This is a genomic window from Mesorhizobium sp. P3_A9 (assembly GCF_056402975.1).
The window spans coordinates 1-16,796 of the sequence record NZ_JBFUGJ010000113.1 but is presented as its reverse complement, the minus strand read 5'-3'; the positions used below and the strand labels follow the sequence as shown (position 1 = coordinate 16,796).

At 64.3% G+C, this 16,796-nt stretch carries 18 protein-coding genes; 15 read left to right on the top strand and 3 right to left on the bottom strand.

Going from position 1 to position 16,796, the window contains the following annotated elements; all coding sequences use genetic code 11:
- The 7 genes from AC1DX0_RS17180 to AC1DX0_RS17150 all read left to right on the top strand — a co-directional run.
- On the top strand, window positions 1-1,344 hold a 1,344-nt coding region (locus AC1DX0_RS17180; protein WP_477356191.1), incomplete at its 5' end, for a Na+/H+ antiporter.
- Window positions 1,345-1,539: 195 nt separating this feature from the next.
- Window positions 1,540-2,853, top strand: coding sequence for a serine hydroxymethyltransferase (gene glyA, locus AC1DX0_RS17175; protein WP_477221157.1), 1,314 nt, complete (start codon window positions 1,540-1,542; stop codon window positions 2,851-2,853).
- Window positions 2,854-2,952: 99 nt separating this feature from the next.
- A complete protein-coding gene (locus AC1DX0_RS17170) occupies window positions 2,953-3,531 on the top strand; it encodes an invasion associated locus B family protein (protein ID WP_477221459.1) in 579 nt (192 codons plus the stop codon).
- A 32-nt stretch (window positions 3,532-3,563) separates the two neighbouring features.
- Window positions 3,564-3,893, top strand: a complete 330-nt coding sequence (locus AC1DX0_RS17165; protein ID WP_477221158.1) for a GlpM family protein — start codon at window positions 3,564-3,566, stop codon at window positions 3,891-3,893.
- A gap of 79 nt (window positions 3,894-3,972) precedes the next feature.
- The gene (nrdR, locus tag AC1DX0_RS17160) at window positions 3,973-4,455 is read left to right on the top strand and encodes a transcriptional regulator NrdR (protein WP_477356189.1); all 483 of its coding nucleotides are present in this window, start codon (window positions 3,973-3,975) and stop codon (window positions 4,453-4,455) included.
- A 2-nt stretch (window positions 4,456-4,457) separates the two neighbouring features.
- Window positions 4,458-5,588: a bifunctional diaminohydroxyphosphoribosylaminopyrimidine deaminase/5-amino-6-(5-phosphoribosylamino)uracil reductase RibD gene (gene ribD / locus AC1DX0_RS17155; RefSeq protein ID WP_477356187.1), complete on the top strand. Its 1,131-nt coding sequence runs from the start codon at window positions 4,458-4,460 to the stop codon at window positions 5,586-5,588.
- Between the two features lie 62 nt (window positions 5,589-5,650).
- A complete protein-coding gene (locus AC1DX0_RS17150; protein WP_477221161.1) occupies window positions 5,651-6,268 on the top strand; it encodes a riboflavin synthase in 618 nt (205 codons plus the stop codon).
- Window positions 6,269-6,271: 3 nt separating this feature from the next.
- On the opposite strand, the gene AC1DX0_RS17145 is transcribed toward AC1DX0_RS17150, so the two are convergent.
- A complete protein-coding gene (locus tag AC1DX0_RS17145; RefSeq protein ID WP_477356185.1) occupies window positions 6,272-6,550 on the bottom strand; it encodes a hypothetical protein in 279 nt (92 codons plus the stop codon).
- Window positions 6,551-6,789: 239 nt separating this feature from the next.
- On the opposite strand from AC1DX0_RS17145, the gene ribH reads away from it, so the two are divergent.
- The 8 genes from ribH to AC1DX0_RS17105 all read left to right on the top strand — a co-directional run bounded on the left by ribH (window position 6,790) and on the right by AC1DX0_RS17105 (window position 15,392).
- On the top strand, window positions 6,790-7,284 hold the full coding sequence (gene ribH / locus AC1DX0_RS17140) for a 6,7-dimethyl-8-ribityllumazine synthase (RefSeq protein ID WP_477356183.1): 495 nt from the start codon (window positions 6,790-6,792) through the stop codon (window positions 7,282-7,284).
- Window positions 7,281-7,781 carry a transcription antitermination factor NusB gene (gene nusB, locus AC1DX0_RS17135; protein ID WP_477356181.1) on the top strand — a complete coding sequence of 167 codons (501 nt, stop codon included), beginning with the start codon at window positions 7,281-7,283 and terminating at the stop codon, window positions 7,779-7,781. Before ribH ends, nusB begins: the two co-directional genes overlap by 4 nt.
- Entirely contained in the window at window positions 7,778-8,995 is a 1,218-nt protein-coding gene (locus tag AC1DX0_RS17130) for an MFS transporter (protein WP_477221165.1), read from the top strand. The genes nusB and AC1DX0_RS17130 overlap by 4 nt, the downstream gene beginning before the upstream one ends.
- 180 nt (window positions 8,996-9,175) lie before the next feature.
- Window positions 9,176-10,087: a glycine betaine ABC transporter substrate-binding protein OsmF gene (osmF, locus tag AC1DX0_RS17125; RefSeq protein ID WP_477356179.1), complete on the top strand. Its 912-nt coding sequence runs from the start codon at window positions 9,176-9,178 to the stop codon at window positions 10,085-10,087.
- A 4-nt stretch (window positions 10,088-10,091) separates the two neighbouring features.
- Entirely contained in the window at window positions 10,092-11,306 is a 1,215-nt protein-coding gene (locus AC1DX0_RS17120) for an ABC transporter permease (protein WP_477356193.1), read from the top strand.
- Window positions 11,303-12,241 carry an ABC transporter ATP-binding protein gene (locus tag AC1DX0_RS17115; protein WP_477221168.1) on the top strand — a complete coding sequence of 313 codons (939 nt, stop codon included), beginning with the start codon at window positions 11,303-11,305 and terminating at the stop codon, window positions 12,239-12,241. Before AC1DX0_RS17120 ends, AC1DX0_RS17115 begins: the two co-directional genes overlap by 4 nt.
- Entirely contained in the window at window positions 12,238-12,987 is a 750-nt protein-coding gene (locus tag AC1DX0_RS17110; RefSeq protein WP_477221169.1) for an ABC transporter permease, read from the top strand. The genes AC1DX0_RS17115 and AC1DX0_RS17110 overlap by 4 nt, the downstream gene beginning before the upstream one ends.
- Before the next feature lie 263 nt (window positions 12,988-13,250).
- Entirely contained in the window at window positions 13,251-15,392 is a 2,142-nt protein-coding gene (locus AC1DX0_RS17105; RefSeq protein WP_477221170.1) for a sodium-translocating pyrophosphatase, read from the top strand.
- A gap of 86 nt (window positions 15,393-15,478) precedes the next feature.
- On the opposite strand, the gene AC1DX0_RS17100 is transcribed toward AC1DX0_RS17105, so the two are convergent.
- Window positions 15,479-16,474, bottom strand: a complete 996-nt coding sequence (locus AC1DX0_RS17100; protein ID WP_477221171.1) for a glycosyltransferase family 2 protein — start codon at window positions 16,472-16,474, stop codon at window positions 15,479-15,481.
- Between the two features lies 1 nt (window position 16,475).
- The coding region (locus AC1DX0_RS17095) for a dTDP-4-dehydrorhamnose 3,5-epimerase family protein (RefSeq protein ID WP_477356177.1) at window positions 16,476-16,796 on the bottom strand (321 nt) is incomplete at its 5' end.

Sequence of the window (16,796 nt, the reverse complement as noted above, 5' to 3'; positions counted from 1 at the left end):
GCCTTGCACTGGCTGGTGCCGAGCATTCCGCTGGTCGTTGCCTTCGCACTCGCCRCAGTGCTGTCGCCGACCGATGCGGTAGCAGTGTCCTCGATCGTCGACAGGAACGTTGTTCCGGCGCGGCTGATGCACATTCTGGAAGGCGAGTCGCTGCTCAACGAYGCGTCGGGCCTGGTCATGTTCCGCTTYGCCGTGGCGGCGGCATTGACCGGCAGCTTTTCCTTTGCTGCCGCTTCGCTGAGTTTTCTCTACGCCGTAGCGGTTGGCATCCTGGCCGGCGTTGCGGCGCTGTTCGTCGCCGCCAAGRCGCTGCARCTCTTGAACCGCATCGGCGGCGTGCCGGCCGAGGCGCAGGTGCTGATCACCATCCTGCTGCCCTTCGTCGCCTATCTCGGCGCCGAACATTTCGGGGCGTCGGGCATCCTGGCGGCGGTGACCGCTGGTCTKCTSACCGGCRGCWCCGGCATTTTCCGYTWYCTCGGCGTCTCGGCGCGCATGCAGACGATSTCGCTTTGGACGACGTTTTCCTTCGTCTTCAACGGCGCACTGTTCATCGTGCTCGGCCTGCAGCTACCCGAAATCATCCGCAAGGTGCCGCCGGAACTCACGGGCCACTATCCAATCATCCAGCCGGTGCTGACCGTGGTGGCGCTGACGTTCTGCCTGATCGCGCTCCGCTTCGTCTGGATCTGGGTTGGCGACATCGCGGCGGCGATCGCGGCGCGGCTCGGCAAGCGCGAGGTCGAACCATTCGGTCTGCGCGTGCGGCTCGCCGGCTCGGTGGCGGGCGTGCGTRGCGCCATCACGCTGGCCGGCATATTGTCGCTGCCGCTGGCTCTGCAGGATGGGTCGCCGTTCCCTGCGCGGGACTTGGTTATCTTCCTCGCCGCCGGCGTCATCATCTGCTCCCTGGTCATCGCCAGCCTGGCCTTGCCGGTGATCGCGCGCGGCCTGGTCGAGCCGGGCGAGGATGCAGGTGCCGCCGAGGAGCGCCGGGCGCGTGTCGGCGCTGCCAATGTGGCAATCGCCCGCATCGAGAGCATGGCGGGCAGCAGCGACGATGACCGCGAGGTGCCCAGCGCCAGACTTGTCGCCGCCGAAAACATCGTTGCCGGCTATCGGCGCCGCATCGCCACCTCCGACGAAGCCGATGAAGCCCGAGCCGAGGCGCGCGAGGCAGGGCGGGTGGAGCTCGAAATGCGACTTGCCGGCATCGAGGCAGAACGCACTGCCGTGCGCGCCATGCTTCAGCGCGGCGAGATCAATGATCACACGGCGCGAGCGCTGTTCACAGAGATCACCCTGACGGAGGCCCTTTTGAACGGCAGGCAGGCGCGGAAATAGAACCGGCTATGCACAGGGGCTGTGGATTTGCAGGCTCTGCCGCAAACCGGCCAGCAAATTTCGCGCTGCAAACGTGGCGGGTCGAAAACAACTGTGTTAATGGCGCGGCAATGCATGTCGCCCGAAGCTGTGCAGCGGTTTTGGGGCAACGATATGCATAAGCAAATAGCCCCCGAACCGGAGGATTTTCAGGCCATGGCAACAGCAGCGGCAGTGTCGAACAAATTCGAATCCTTCTTCGAAACCACGCTGGAAGACGCCGATCCGGAGATTTTCGGCGCCATCCGCAACGAACTCGGTCGCCAGCGCCATGAGATCGAGCTGATCGCCTCGGAAAACATCGTTTCCCGTGCGGTGCTCGAGGCGCAGGGGTCGATCATGACCAACAAATATGCCGAGGGCTATCCGGGCAAGCGCTACTATGGCGGCTGCCAGTTCGTCGACGTGGCCGAGGAACTGGCCATCGAGCGGGCGAAGAAGCTGTTCGGCTGCAATTTCGCCAACGTCCAGCCGAATTCGGGCAGCCAGATGAACCAGGCGGTGTTCCTGGCGCTGCTGCAGCCCGGCGACACCTTCATGGGCCTCGACCTCAATTCCGGTGGCCATCTCACCCACGGCTCGCCGGTCAACATGAGCGGCAAGTGGTTCAAGGTCGTCTCCTATGGCGTGCGCAAGGAAGACCATCTGCTCGACATGGACGCGATCGAAAAGACCGCGCATGAGACCAAGCCGAAGCTGATCCTGGCCGGCGGCACCGCCTATTCGCGCATCTGGGACTGGAAGCGCTTTCGCGAGATCGCCGATGCGGTCGGCGCCTATCTGATGGTCGACATGGCGCACATCGCCGGCCTCGTCGCCGGTGGCGTGCATCCGTCGCCGCTGCCGCATGCGCATGTGGTGACGACCACCACCCACAAATCGCTGCGCGGTCCGCGCGGCGGCATGATCCTGTGCAATGACGAGGACATTGCCAAGAAGATGAACTCGGCCGTGTTCCCCGGCCTGCAGGGCGGCCCGCTGATGCATGTCATCGCCGCCAAGGCGGTGGCCTTCGGCGAGGCGCTCAAGCCGAGCTTCAAGCTCTATGCCGAGAGTGTGACCGCCAACGCCAAGGCGCTGGCTTCGAGCCTCAAGGAGACGGGGCTCGACATCGTCTCCGGGGGCACCGACAACCATCTGATGCTGGTCGACCTGCGCCCCAAGAATGCCACCGGCAAGCGCGCCGAGGCAGCCCTTGGCCGCGCCAACATCACCTGCAACAAGAACGGCATCCCCTTCGATCCGGAAAAGCCTTTCGTCACCTCGGGCGTGCGCCTCGGCACGCCGGCCGGCACCACGCGCGGCTTCGGCCAGGCCGAATTCCGCGAGATCGGCAAGCTGATCGCGGAAGTGCTGGATGGTCTCAAGGTCGCCAATTCGGACGAGGGCAAYGCCGCGGTCGARGCSGCGGTCAAGGCCAAGGTCGTGGCGCTGACCGATCGTTTTCCGCTCTATCCTTATCTCGGTTGACCATCCTTATCTCGATTGACCGGGCGCGATGCGTCATCTTTTATTCGCCGGCACTGCGTCACCCCTGATCGGGTGACGCATGGAACTGGAGACTTGATGATGCGCAATTTTTGTCCCGCCTCACTCGGCGTCGCCGGCTGGCTGGCCGTTTGCGGATCTGCCTTGGCGCAGACGCAGCCCGCCCCGGAGGCGCCTGCCACCAGCACCTTCGGCAAATGGACAACCATCGTCGATGTGCTCGACACCGGTCAGGATGCGAGCAAGACTTGTGCGGCTTCGACGGCGTTCTTCGATGCGAGCGGCAATTCGGGCACGCTGACCTTGTCGATCTCGACCGGCGATGCGCTGCCGCCGGATGCCTATCCGGCCATCATGCTGACCGTCGACAACAAGCAGCTGCCGACCGGCAAGAAGATCGCGGCGACGTTCGGCGATCCCGGAGTCAAGGTTTCGGCAACGGTTTATTCCAACGACGCCGTCATCGGCCGTCCGAGCTGGACGGTCGACAATCAGGCCAAGACCAGTCTCGCCCTGTTGCGCGCCATGCGCCAGGTCATCTCGCTCGATGTGACTTTCGGCAAGAACGTTGTCGCCAGCATCCCGATGGATGGCTTCACCAAGGCCTACCGCAACCTCGGAACGTCCTGCGGCTTCCCGACCAAGGACGTCGCGCCGTGACGCGGACGGCCGGGTCGGAATAGGGGGCGCGGATGGACATTGTCTGGAAGGGCGTGGTCGGCGGGCTGGTGACGGCGCTGATCGTCTGGGCGTCCAAGCGGGGCAATGTCCTGCCCGGGATTCTGCCGCTGGCGCCGACCTTTGCCGTCATTGCCTTGCTCGCCGTGGGCGCCGGGGGTGATCAGGGCGGTTTTCGCGATGCCTGCCTTGCCGGTATGAAGACAATTCCGGCCTATCTCGCCTTCCTCGGCGCCTGCTGGTTGTTCATCGACAAGGTCGACTATCGCCTGGCTGTGGTCGGCGGCATCGCCGTCTGGCTGGTGGCCGCGCTGGCAATCTTCCTCGCGCCTCGCTATCTCTGAAGAAACGGAACCGCTTCAATCCAGGCCGGAAAGGCTCTAAGCCTTTCGCCTCATCAGATTCGCGAACCCAAGGCTTTTCATGCGCTGTCCCTATTGCCAGTCCGAAGATACGCAGGTGAAGGATTCGCGCCCCGCCGAGGACGGCGCGGCGATCCGCAGGCGGCGTGTCTGCCCCGATTGCGGCGGCCGTTTCACCACCTTCGAGCGCGTCCAGTTGCGCGATCTGGTCGTGGTCAAGAAGTCGGGCCGGAAAGTGCCGTTCGACCGCGATAAGTTGCTGCGCTCGGTCGAGATCGCGGTGCGCAAGCGCAATGTCGATCCCGAGCGCATCGATCGCGCCGTGACCGGTATCGTGCGCCAGCTCGAAAGCTCCGGCGAGACCGAAGTGGCTTCCGGTGAGGTCGGCMRGCTGGTCATGGARGCGCTGAARTCRCTCGACGACGTCGCCTATGTGCGCTTCGCCTCGGTCTACCGCAATTTCCGCGAGGCCAAGGACTTCCATGAGCTGCTGGGCGAATTGAAGGGCGACGAAGACAAGAGCAATGAAGAGGAAGCCGGCTGAGCATGGCAGGATCGCAGCGTAGCGAGGCTGAACAGGCAGCCCTTGATCGCCGTTTCATGGCTGCGGCGCTGAGGCTGTCGCGCCGCAATGCCGGCAGGACCTCGACCAACCCTTCAGTCGGTACAGTGATCGTGCGCGACGACGGCGCTGGACCGATGATCGTCGGCACCGGTGTCACCGCAGTCGGCGGCCGACCGCATGCCGAGACAGAGGCGCTGGCCGAGGCGGGCGAACTCGCGCGTGGTGCCACCGCCTATGTCACGCTCGAACCTTGTGCCCACCACGGCCGCACCCCGCCTTGCGCCAATGCGCTGGTCAATGCCGGCATTGCGCGCGTCGTGGGGGCTGCCAGCGATCCCGATCCGCGCGTCTCCGGCAAAGGCTATGCCATCCTGCGCGCCGCCGGTATCGAGGTGGTCGAAAAGGTGTTGGCTGGCGAAGCCGCCGAGCAGATGGCCGGTTATCTCATTCGGTCGCTGAGCAAGCGCCCGGAAGTGATTCTGAAGCTTGCGCTTTCCAGTGACGGCAAGATCGGCAGGGAAGGCGCCGGCCRGGTTGCGATTACAGGCGATATCGCGCGGCGCGAAGTCTACCTGATGCGGGCCGAGGCTGACGGCATCCTGGTCGGCATCGGCACGGCGCTGGAGGATGATCCGGCGCTGACGGTGCGCTTGCCGGGGCTGGAGAACCGTTCGCCGGCACGCATCGTGCTCGACCGGCAGATCAGGCTGCCGGAGTCCTCGAAACTGGCCTCGGGCGTGGATCGCGTGCCGCTCTACGTCGCTGCTTGCCTGGAGGCCGATCCGCATCGGCGGGCGGCGCTCGAACGCGCCGGCGTGCGCTTCATCGGCACCGAAACGCATGAAGGCGGCGTGGCATTGCCGGAACTGCTCGAGGATCTGGCGGCACTCGGCATGGCAAGCGTGCTGGTCGAGGGCGGCGCCAAGGTGGCCAGCGCTTTCCTGGCCGATGGGCTGGTCGACCGCATCGTGCTGTTCCAGGGGCCGGAAGCGATCGGCGAGGGCGGCATTGCATCGCCGATCGACGCTGACCATATCCCGGCAGGCTTTCGCAAGCTGCGCGAGATGCGCTTTGGTGAAGACAGTTACGCCGAGTGGGTAAGAGACCTCTAGACCATGATCCCGAAAAGTGGGACCCGGTTTTCGGACAAGGTCAAAACGGGAAGATAGCATCGATGTTTACCGGAATTGTCACCGATATCGGCACCGTCGCGGTCGTCAAGCCGCTCAGCGAAGGCGTCGGCTTGCGCATCGACACCGCCTATGATCCCGCGACCATCGCCATCGGCGCCTCGATCTCCTGCGGCGGCGTCTGCCTGACGGTCACGGCTTTGCCTGACCATGGCTCGAATGCGCGCTGGTTCGAGGTCGAGGCCTGGGAAGAAGCCTTGCGGCTGACCACGGCTTCGATCTGGAAATCCGGCAGCAAGGTCAATCTCGAGCGGGCGCTGAAGATCGGCGACGAGCTCGGCGGCCACATCGTGTCTGGCCATGTCGACGGCACCGCCGAGATCGTCGAGCGCAAGGATGAGGGCGATGCAGTGCGCTTCACGCTGGAGGCGCCGCGCCATCTGGCGAAATTCATTGCGCCGAAAGGCTCCGTGGCGCTCGACGGCACCTCGCTCACCGTCAACAAGGTCGAAGGCACCCGCTTCGACGTGCTGTTGATCCACCACTCGCTGACTGTGACCACCTGGGGCGAGCGCAAGGCCGGCGACCGCGTCAACCTCGAGATCGACACCATGGCCCGCTACGCCGCGCGGCTGGCGGAGGCGGCGAAAGAGGGCTTGTAGCGGTCACATGGTCAATATTCCGCGAGCCGTCCCGAAGGCAGCAAATTGATCGAAGATACTGAAAACCTTGTCTACGAAGCGGTCAGAGACCTCGACAGCTCCAAGACCTACAAAGATCTGCTTTCCGATGATGTCGAGGAGCGGATCCGGGCGATACTCAGCATCTCGTGGCACGACGACTGGCGTTTTGCGCAAGCTGTTTGCTTCAAATACGCCCGTTCTCCCGATCCGGATGTCCGAAGGATTTCCATCACAGGATTGGGCCATATCGCGCGCGTCCACGGTGCGATCCATATGGATTCTGTTTGGAACTTGTTGGCGAACTTCGCCAAGCCGAAGGCGCTCACGGTTTCTTCGAAGCGATGTTTGACGACATCATGGTCTTTGTCGCTCGGCAGGGGCGACGAACCGTCTAAGTCGCTAGGCACTGCAGCCGTCCGGAAATTGGACCTGGCCTTCCGACAAAGCTTGCGAACTCCGCGGCTTCGGCCTAAGTCACCGGCAACCCCCCGGAGATTTTTATGGCAGGCACATCCCAACACGGCAAAGCCTTCATTCGTCCGAAGGCGAAGGCGCATCTGCTGATTGTCGAAGCGCGYTTTCACGACGAYCTTGCCGACGCGCTGCTCGACGGCGCSACAASCGCGCTCGATGAAGCGGGCGCGACCTACGACGTCGTCACCGTTCCAGGTTCGCTCGAAATTCCCGCGGTGATCACCTTCGCGCTGGACGGCGCGGCGGAGGGCGGCACAAATTACGACGGTTTCGTTGCGCTCGGCACCGTCGTTCGCGGCGACACCTATCATTTCGACATCGTCGCCAATGAATCCAGCCGTGCGCTCATGGACCTGTCCGTGCAGGACTCGGTCTGCATCGGCAACGGCATCCTGACCACCGAGAACGATGCACAGGCATGGACGCGGGCCAAGCGCTCGGAAGGCGACAAGGGCGGCTTTGCCGCGCGTGCGGCGCTGACCATGATTGCGCTGAAGGAACAATTCGGAGCGCGATCGTGAGCGAGCCTGCTTCGCCCGGACAGCCCGCGGTGCGCCACGCCAACAAGCGYGGCGCCGCCCGTCTKGCSGCCGTKCAGGCGCTCTATCAGATGGAYGTYGCCGGCAGCGGYGTSWTCGARATCACMGCCGARTAYGAGGCSTTYCGSCTCGGCAAGGAAGTYGACGGCGCGCTCTAYCGCGAGGCSGAYGCSCARTGGTTYCGCGCCATCCTSGCCGGCGTCGTCGAGGACCAGAAGAATATCGATCCAATCATTCGCCAGGCGCTGACCGAGGACTGGCCGCTGTCGAGGCTCGATTCGACGCTGCGCGCCATCCTGCGTGCCGGCGTCTATGAATTGATGAAGCGTGAAGACGTGCCGGTGGCSGTCATCGTTTCGGAATATGTCGAYATCGCCAAGGCSTTYTACGAGGAAGACGAGCCGAAGCTGGTCAATGCCGTGCTCGACCGCGTGTCACGCCGGGTGCGCGGCGAGGGGCGCGGCAAGGACGCATCGTGACGGCCATCGCCGTCGAGCGGCCTAGGGATGCGCGGCGCACCGCGCTGATCCTGGCCGCCTCGCAGGCGATCATCGGCTCGGCGGCGCCCATCGCCATTTCGATGGGCGCGTTGGCCGGGCAATACCTGCTCGGTGCCGACAAATCGCTGGCGACGGCGCCGATCACCGGCTTCAACCTTGGCGTGGCGCTCGGCGCCTTGCCGGCCGCGGCCATTATCCGCTGGCTGGGCCAGCGTGGCGGCTTCATGACCGGAACCGTCGTCACCGCGCTTGGCGGCCTGATTGCCACACTGGCGCTTTTCCACGGCAGCTTCTGGCTCTTCGCATTTGCGCTGCTGGTGATCGGCATCGGTGGCGCCTTCGTCCAGCAGTTCCGCTTCGCCGCCGCCGACAATGCGCCGCCGGAGTTCAAGGCGCGCGCCATCTCCTTCGTGCTGGCCGGCGGGATCATCACCGCCGTCCTTGGGCCGCAGATCGTCATCTTCACCCGTGAACTGTTCGCGCCGGTGATGTTTGCCGGCTCGTTCGCTTCCATTCTGCCGCTGGCCGCGGTTGGCGCCTTTATCCTATCGTTTCTGCGCCTGCCGGCGAAGGCCGAGAGTAAGGTCGACATCGCCGAAGGCGATGCCAGACCGTTGTCCGAAATCGTCACCAAACCGCGCTTCGTCGCCGCGCTGTTTTGCGCTGTCGGCAGCTATGCGCTGATGAGCTTCGTCATGACTGGCGCACCGCTGGCCATGGTCGGCTGCGGCCTGTCGGAAGATGATGCGACGCTGGGCATCTCATGGCACGTCATGGCGATGTTCGCGCCGAGCTTCTTCACCGGCTCGCTGATCCATCGCTTCGGCGCCGAGCGCATTGTCGCTGTCGGCCTGATCCTGCTCATCGGCTGCGCCATTGTCGCATTGTCGGGGCTGGCGCTGTGGCAATTCTGGACGTCGCTGATCCTGCTCGGCCTTGGCTGGAATTTCAGCTTCATCGGCGCCACCGCTATGGTGGCGGCCAGCTACCGGCCGTCGGAAAAGGGCAAGGTGCAGGGTTTTCACGACTTCGTCCTGTTCGGCTCTGTCGCCTGCGCGTCGCTGCTGTCGGGCATGGTCTACAACGCCTTCGGCTGGGAGATGCTGAACTGGATGATCTTTCCGGTCACCGTTCTGTGCTTCGTCGCACTCGGCGCGCTCAAGATGACGGCTCTGCGCAAGGCGAGCGCCTGATCCTGGAACTGCTGTCGATCTGACATGATGCTGTCAGGATTGCTTCAGTTGAATTTGCCGCGCCGAAACAAAATTATTGCGTCTGTACCTATTGTTATGAAACCGTGTGCCCCGACTGGCCGTTGAAGCCATGCTCATATGCGGCCACCGCATTCCGGTTCACAGCAAGGGGTTTTCACAATGTTTTCAGTCAAGGTTTTCGCCGGCGCGGCATTGGCGCTGGCCATCACAGCGGCTTCCGCCAGTGCTCAGGTGGTCGTCTCCTCGAAGATCGATACCGAGGGYGGCGTGCTCGGCAACATCATCCAACTCGTTCTCAACGCCAATAACATCAAGACCACMGACCGCATCCAGCTCGGYGGCACGCCGGTGGTGCGCAAGGCGATCACCGCYGGCGAGATCGACATCTATCCSGAATACACMGGCAATGCCGCCTTCTTCTTCGARAAGGCCGAYGAYCCGGTCTGGAAGGATGCCGCCAAGGCCTATGAGACGGCCAAGAAGCTCGACTATGACGCCAACAAGATCGTCTGGCTGTCGCCGGCGCCGGCCAACAACACCTGGGCGATCGCGCTGCGCAAGGAAGTGACTGACGCCAACAAGCTCGCCACGCTTTCCGACTTCGGCAAGTATGTCGCCGGCGGCGGCCAGGTGGTGCTGGCGGCCTCGGCCRAATTCGTCAATTCGGCGGCGGCACTGCCGGCCTTCCAGACCACCTATGGCTTCAAGCTGAAGCCCGAGCAGTTGATCACGCTCTCCGGTGGCGACACGGCGGCGACCATCGCCGCCGCGGCCAACCAGACCAGCGGTGCCAACGCCGCCATGGTCTATGGCACCGACGGTGGCATCGCGCCGTCCGGCCTGGTCGTGCTTGAGGACGACAAGGGCGTGCAGCCGGTCTACCAGCCGGCGCCGATCATCCGCGAATCCGTGCTCAAGGAACATCCGGAGATCGAGACACTGCTGAAGCCGGTCTTCGCCAAGCTCGACCTCGTCACGCTGCAGGAGCTGAACGGCCGCGTGCAGGTCGGCGGCGAGCCGGTCAAGGGCGTCGCCGAGGACTTCCTGAAGAAGAATGGCTTTCTGAAGTAGGACGATTCCGGCGCGCCGCTCGCGTGGCGCGCCGGAACGACCGACGGGGGAGGGCGYGAATATCCGCTTCGACAAGCTCGGCGTGGTCATCGCGGCGATCGCGGCCTATGCGGCGTTCCTCGCCCCCTTCGCCACGTTCCGCGCCAACCGCATCGTGCCGGGTCAGGCGCGCTCGATTCTTGAGGCGTTGCCGGCAACCACAGGATGGTTGCTGTTCGCCGTCATCGTCGCCGCTGCGCTCATAGCTCTGTTCAGGACACCGCTCGTGCTGCGCCTCGCCGCCAGCGTGGTGGCACTTGTCGCACTCGCGCTGTTGATCGGCGTCGCCGGCACATTTCTCACGCCGGCTGGCAACACCTTCGCCAGAGTGTCCCCCGCTTCCGGTTTCTGGATACTGATTTTTGCCTTCACGATTGTGTTGGCTGACGTGCTGACAAGGCTGAACCTGTCGCCCTTGGCGCGAGTTGGCGTGCTTGTCGTTGCGGCTTTGGCGATCGGCCTGCTGTTGATGTCGGGAAGCTGGGACAATCTGTCGATCCTGAAAGAATATTTCAACCGCGCCGACAGTTTCTGGGCCGAAGGCACCAAGCATGTGACGCTGGCGCTCGGTTCGCTGGCCGCCGCGGTCATCGTCGGCCTGCCGCTCGGCATCCTGTGCCACCGCGTCGAAAGGCTGCGGGCCGGCGTGCTCAACGTGCTCAACATCATCCAGACCATTCCCTCGATCGCGCTGTTTGGCCTGCTGATCGCGCCGCTCGGCTGGGTCTCCATCCACGTGCCGGGGGCGGCCGCGCTCGGCATTCGCGGYATYGGYACKGCRCCYGCCTTTGTCGCSCTGTTYCTCTAYTCGCTGCTGCCGGTGGTGGCCAACACSGTGGTCGGTCTCGCCGGCGTGCCGCGTGCCGCCAACGACGCGGCGCGTGGCATGGGCATGACCGACCGCCAGCGCCTGTTCGGYGTCGAGTTTCCGCTGGCYTTYCCGGTGATCCTCACCGGCATCCGCATCGTGCTGGTGCAGAATATCGGCCTTGCCACCATCGCCGCCCTGATCGGCGGCGGCGGYTTCGGCGTGTTYGTSTTCCAGGGYGTCGGCCAGACGGCGATGGAYCTGGTGCTGCTCGGYGYGGTGCCGACGGTSGCGCTCGCCTTYGCCGCCGCCATCATCCTCGACGCGGTGATCGAAATGACTGCCACCAAGCGCAGGGTTGAAACGGCATGATCGAGATCGAAGGCATTACCAAGGTTTATGACGCGACAACGGTGGTCGACGACGTATCGATGGTCATCGAGCCGCGCACGGTTTGCGTCATTGTCGGCACCTCCGGTTCGGGCAAGACGACGCTGCTGCGCATGATCAACCGGCTGGTCGAACCGACATCAGGCATCATCAAGCTCGACGGCGCCGACAATCGTTCGGTGCCCGGTTACGAACTGCGCCGCAGCATCGGCTATGCCATCCAGGGCCACGGCCTGTTTCCGCATCGCACCGTGGCGCAGAACATTGCCACCGTGCCGGTGCTGCTCGGCTGGGACAAAGCCCGCATCGACGCCCGCGTCGATGAGTTGATGACGCTCTACCAGCTCGATCCGCAGGCTTACGGGCCACGCTATCCGCACGAACTGTCCGGTGGCCAGCAGCAGCGCGTCGGCGTCGCCCGCGCGCTCGCCGCCGAGCCCAACGTGCTTTTGATGGACGAGCCGTTCGGCGCGCTCGACCCGATCATCCGCACCAAGGCGCAGGAAGACCTGCTGGCGATCCAGAAGCGCTTCGGCACCACCATCATCCTCGTCACCCACGACATGGAAGAGGCCGTGCACATGGGCGACAAGATCGCGGTGATGGATGCCGGCAAGCTGGTGCAATACGCCAAACCCGCCGAGATCCTGGCGAACCCGGCCAGCAGCTTCGTCGAGACCCTGGTCGGCGCCAGCGAAAGGCCGTTCAGGCTGTTGTCGCTCGGCCGGGTTCGCGATGCGGTGGAAATCGGCTCTGCGGAAGGGGAGGCAATCCCTGGCGATGCCAGCCAGCGCGATGCGCTGGCTGAACTCCTCTGGTCGGGCCGGCCGGCGCTGCCGGTGAAAGGCGCCGATGGCAAGCCGCTCGGCCGGGTCACGGTGGACGGGCTGGTCAAGCGCGCGGCGAGGCCGGCATGAAAGCCTGGCTGCCGGCGCTGCTGCGACTTGCCCTTGCAGCGCTGCTCGTCGCCTTCCTCACCAACCCCGGCTGGTTCGAGCCGTTGCTGAAACCGTTGACAGAGAACAATGCGCCGGTGATCTACAATCAGGGCAGCCTGCTGACCTTGACGCTGTTGCATCTGGGCACCGTGCTGATCGCCACTGTGGCTGCAACCATCGTTGCCGTCGCGCTTGCCATCCTGGTCACGAGGCCCGTTGGGGCGGAATTCCTGCCGCTGTCGCGTAGCCTGGTCAACATTGGCCAGACCTTTCCGCCGGTGGCGGTGCTGGCGCTTGCCGTTCCGGCAGTAGGTTTTGGCGAATGGCCGACGCTGATCGCGCTGTTTCTCTATGGCCTGCTGCCGATCTTCGAGAACGCGCTGACCGGGCTGACGACGCTGCCGGCCAATGTGATGGAGGCTGCGCGTGGCGCCGGCATGACCGGCTGGCAAAGGCTCACCAAGGTCGAGTTGCCGCTCAGCGCACCGATCATCCTGGGCGGCATCCGGTTGTCGGTTGTCATCGGCCTTGCCACCGCCACCATCGGCTCGACGGTGGCTGCCAAGACGTTGGGCGAGGTGATTATCGCTGGCCTGCTGTCCAACAATCTCGCTTTCATCCTGCAGGGCGGCCTGATCGTGGCGGCCCTTGCCGTGCTGATCTATGACGGGCTGTCGGCGGTCGAGCGCTATGCGGCGCGGCGGATGGGGCGCGAGGCGGAGTAGTCCCCGGGGCATGTGGTGGTCTTGTCGGCATGATCCCCTTGCGTCATTTCAATCGATCTAAATCAAGGGCCATGCCGGCAGGGTCGCCGCGGCTTTTGTCTTTTCGGYGAAAGCCGGGCAAAAACCGAACAATATCTTGACGTTCCGAGCCCTGTTTCGCATACACCGGTGCGAAGAGGTGGATTCCGTGCGCGGATTCCGGTCTTTGTCTCAACGGCCCAGGGAGGGGTTCTTTTGGGCCAGCAATCGAGGAAAATTCGGCAATGACCATACTTTACGCCGTCATCGCCTGCGGCTTGCTTTCTGTCCTTTACGCCATCTGGGCGACACGTTCGGTCCTTGCGGCCGATCAGGGCAATGCACGCATGCAGGAAATCTCCGCKGCCATCCGCGAAGGCGCGCAAGCCTATCTGGCGCGCCAGTACACCACCATCGCCATCGTCGGCGTGGTCGTGCTCGTGCTCGCTTGGTGGCTGCTTTCCATTACCGCCGCGATCGGCTTCCTGATCGGCGCCGTCCTGTCGGGCGCCGCCGGCTTCATCGGCATGCATGTTTCGGTGCGGGCCAATGTGCGCACGGCCCAGGCGGCTTCCAACAGCCTCGCCGCCGGTCTGGACATCGCCTTCAAGTCGGGCGCCATCACCGGCATGCTGGTGGCTGGCTTGGCGCTGCTCGGCGTCTCGATCTACTATCTCATCCTGACCCATTTCATGGGCCTGCAACCCAACGACCGCATTGTCATCGACTCGCTGGTCTCGCTCGGCTTCGGCGCTTCGCTGATCTCGATCTTCGCCCGTCTCGGCGGCGGCATCTTCACCAAAGGCGCCGACGTTGGCGGCGATCTCGTCGGCAAGGTCGAAGCCGGTATCCCTGAAGACGATCCGCGCAACCCGGCCACCATCGCCGAYAATGTCGGCGACAATGTCGGCGACTGCGCCGGCATGGCCGCCGACCTGTTCGAGACCTATGCGGTGACGGTCGTCGCCACCATGGTGCTTGGCGCCATCTTCTTCGGCGGTACCGCCGTTCTGCAGACTGCGATGCTGTATCCGCTCGCCATTTGCGGCGCCTGCATCCTGACCTCGATCGTCGGCACCTTCTTCGTCAAGCTCGGCTCGAACGGCTCGATCATGGGCGCGCTCTACAAGGGCCTGATCGTCACCGGCCTGCTGTCGATCGTCGGCCTCGCCGTCGCCACCTCCGCTACGGTCGGCTGGGGCGAGATTGGCACCGTTGCCGGCATGATCATCACCGGCAAGAACCTGTTCATCTGCGGCCTCGTCGGCCTCGTGGTGACCGGCCTCATCGTGGTGATCACCGAGTACTACACCGGCACCGGCAAACGCCCGGTCAACTCCATCGCCCAGGCCTCGGTGACCGGCCACGGCACCAACGTCATCCAGGGCCTTGCGGTCTCGCTGGAATCGACGGCACTGCCGGCGATCGTCATCGTCGGCGGCATCATCTCGACCTATCAGCTCGCAGGTCTATTCGGCACGGCGATCGCGGTGACGACGATGCTCGGCCTCGCCGGCATGATCGTTGCGCTCGACGCCTTCGGCCCGGTCACCGACAATGCCGGCGGCATTGCCGAAATGGCCGGCCTGCCCAAGGAAGTGCGCCACTCCACCGACGCGCTCGACGCGGTCGGCAACACCACCAAGGCGGTGACCAAGGGCTATGCCATCGGCTCGGCCGGTCTCGGCGCACTGGTGCTGTTTGCCGCTTACTCCAACGACCTGAAGTTCTTTGCCGCCAATGGCGACAAATATCCCTACTTCCAGGGCATGGGCGATATCTCCTTCGATCTCTCCAACCCCTACGTCGTCGCGGGCCTGATCTTCGGCGGCCTGATTCCGTATCTGTTCGGCGGCATCGCCATGACGGCCGTCGGCCGCGCTGCGGGMGCCATCGTCGAGGARGTGCGCAAGCAGTTCCGCGAGGATCCGGGCATCATGGCCGGCACCTCCAAGCCGAACTATGCGCGTGCGGTCGACCTTCTGACCAAGGCGGCGATCCGGGAAATGATCATCCCGTCGCTGCTGCCGGTCCTGGCGCCGCTCGTCGTCTATTTCGGCGTGCTGCTGATCTCGGGTTCGAAGGCSTCSGCCTTYGCSGCYCTCGGCGCYTCGYTGCTCGGCGTCATCGTCAACGGCCTGTTCGTCGCCATCTCGATGACCTCGGGCGGCGGCGCCTGGGACAATGCGAAAAAGTCGTTCGAGGACGGCTTCGTCGACAAGGACGGCGTCAAGCACCTGAAGGGCTCCGAGGCGCACAAGGCTTCGGTGACCGGCGATACGGTGGGCGATCCCTACAAGGACACCGCTGGCCCGGCGGTCAACCCGGCGATCAAGATCACCAACATCGTGGCGCTCCTGCTGCTCGCCGTGCTCGCGCACGGCTGAGAGAGCGGTCGAAAAATGAAACCCGCGGGGAGCGATCCCCGCGGGTTTTTCATTGAGACTGCTGTTTCGGGTCGGGGAGGGTGCTTTCAATCGTCCTTGGCGTTTGCGTCTATCCGGCTGCGATAGAGCGTGAGCAACTCTTCCACGCCCGGCTCGCGCTCCGGCATTGGTGCGAGGCCGCGTATCTCGCGCAGCCGGGCGATAAAGGCGCCGCGTCCATGCTTGTGGCGAAAGGACCGGGCCCTCGGATGGATACCGCAGGCGGCCAGGAACCTGCGCCTGAGGTAGGTATACCGGCTCGAGCGGGGCGCTTCGGCCGTGGCAAGGACCGTCGCACGCAGGGCGTCCGGCATGTGCATTGCGTTGAAGAGTTCCTCCTGCTCCGTCGCTGTATCGCCGACATAGCTGCCCTTGCGAACGCCGGAATGCAGTTTGAGCACGGTCAGGTGGGGTATTGTCGCGATGACCGCCCCCTTTCGCCAGGCCCGGAACAACCAGTCTTGCGATGATTCGCAGAAGCACTGGCCGGCCGGGCGCCAGGACCCCAACCGGTTCAATGACGTCCGCCGTACGATCTGGGCCGATCCGAATCCAGTCGTCGACGCGGGGTCATAGAAGCCGTCCTTGCCGATCCCGAATATCGAGTTCTTGACGGGCTTGCCATCGGCCGACGGCGGCTCGACAACGGCACCGCGCGCGATCACAACGTCGGCGTTGGTCGCGTCGATCCATCCCGTGGTCGCCGCGAGATGGTCCGGAAACCAGAGGTCGTCATGGTTGAGCAAGGCGACGAACCGGCCGCGTGCCCGGGCAAAGCCGATATTGTTGGGGCCGGATTGCTCGCCGAAATTGACCGGCAGGTCGATATAGACGATGCGCGGATCGGCAAATTCGGCGATGAGCGCCGCCGTGTCGGGGCGACAGGCATCGCCGATCACCAGAATTTCAAAGTCCTGCAGGGTCTGGCCCAGCACGCTGCGCAGCGCCTGCCGCAAGGCGGCGGGGCGGTTGTGGGTTGCGATCACCACCGACACGAGCGGCGCGTTCTGCCCGGTTGCATCGGACTGGCCGCACAGTTCCACGCTACACCAGTCTATAGGGGATCTGATCCGTGTCCGGCGGCAGGCGCCAATGGTCCGGTGCGTCATACGCATAGGCCTTGTCGACGAGATTGAGCAGCAGCGCGATCTCCGGCCCTAGCGCCGTCACGCCATGCCACACGCCGGGCGGGATGATGACGATCGCCGGCCGCAAGGCGCCGACGATCTTGTGCCAGACCGTACCGAAGCTGGGCGAAGCCTTTCGGCCGTCATAGAGCGATATGCGCACACTGCCGACACAACAGAAAAGCCGATCCTGCGTCACCTTGTGTGCATGCCAGCCGGTCACCGCACCCGGATACAT

Excerpts from the sequence above, each read along its gene's own strand:
- AC1DX0_RS17170 (WP_477221459.1), top strand. The coding sequence starts at position 2,953 with ATGCGCAATTTTTGTCCCGCCTCACTCGGCGTCGCCGGCTGGCTGGCC.
- AC1DX0_RS17165 (WP_477221158.1), top strand. The coding sequence starts at position 3,564 with ATGGACATTGTCTGGAAGGGCGTGGTCGGCGGGCTGGTGACGGCGCTG.
- AC1DX0_RS17150 (WP_477221161.1), top strand. The coding sequence starts at position 5,651 with ATGTTTACCGGAATTGTCACCGATATCGGCACCGTCGCGGTCGTCAAG.
- AC1DX0_RS17115 (WP_477221168.1), top strand. The coding sequence starts at position 11,303 with ATGATCGAGATCGAAGGCATTACCAAGGTTTATGACGCGACAACGGTG.
- AC1DX0_RS17110 (WP_477221169.1), top strand. The coding sequence starts at position 12,238 with ATGAAAGCCTGGCTGCCGGCGCTGCTGCGACTTGCCCTTGCAGCGCTG.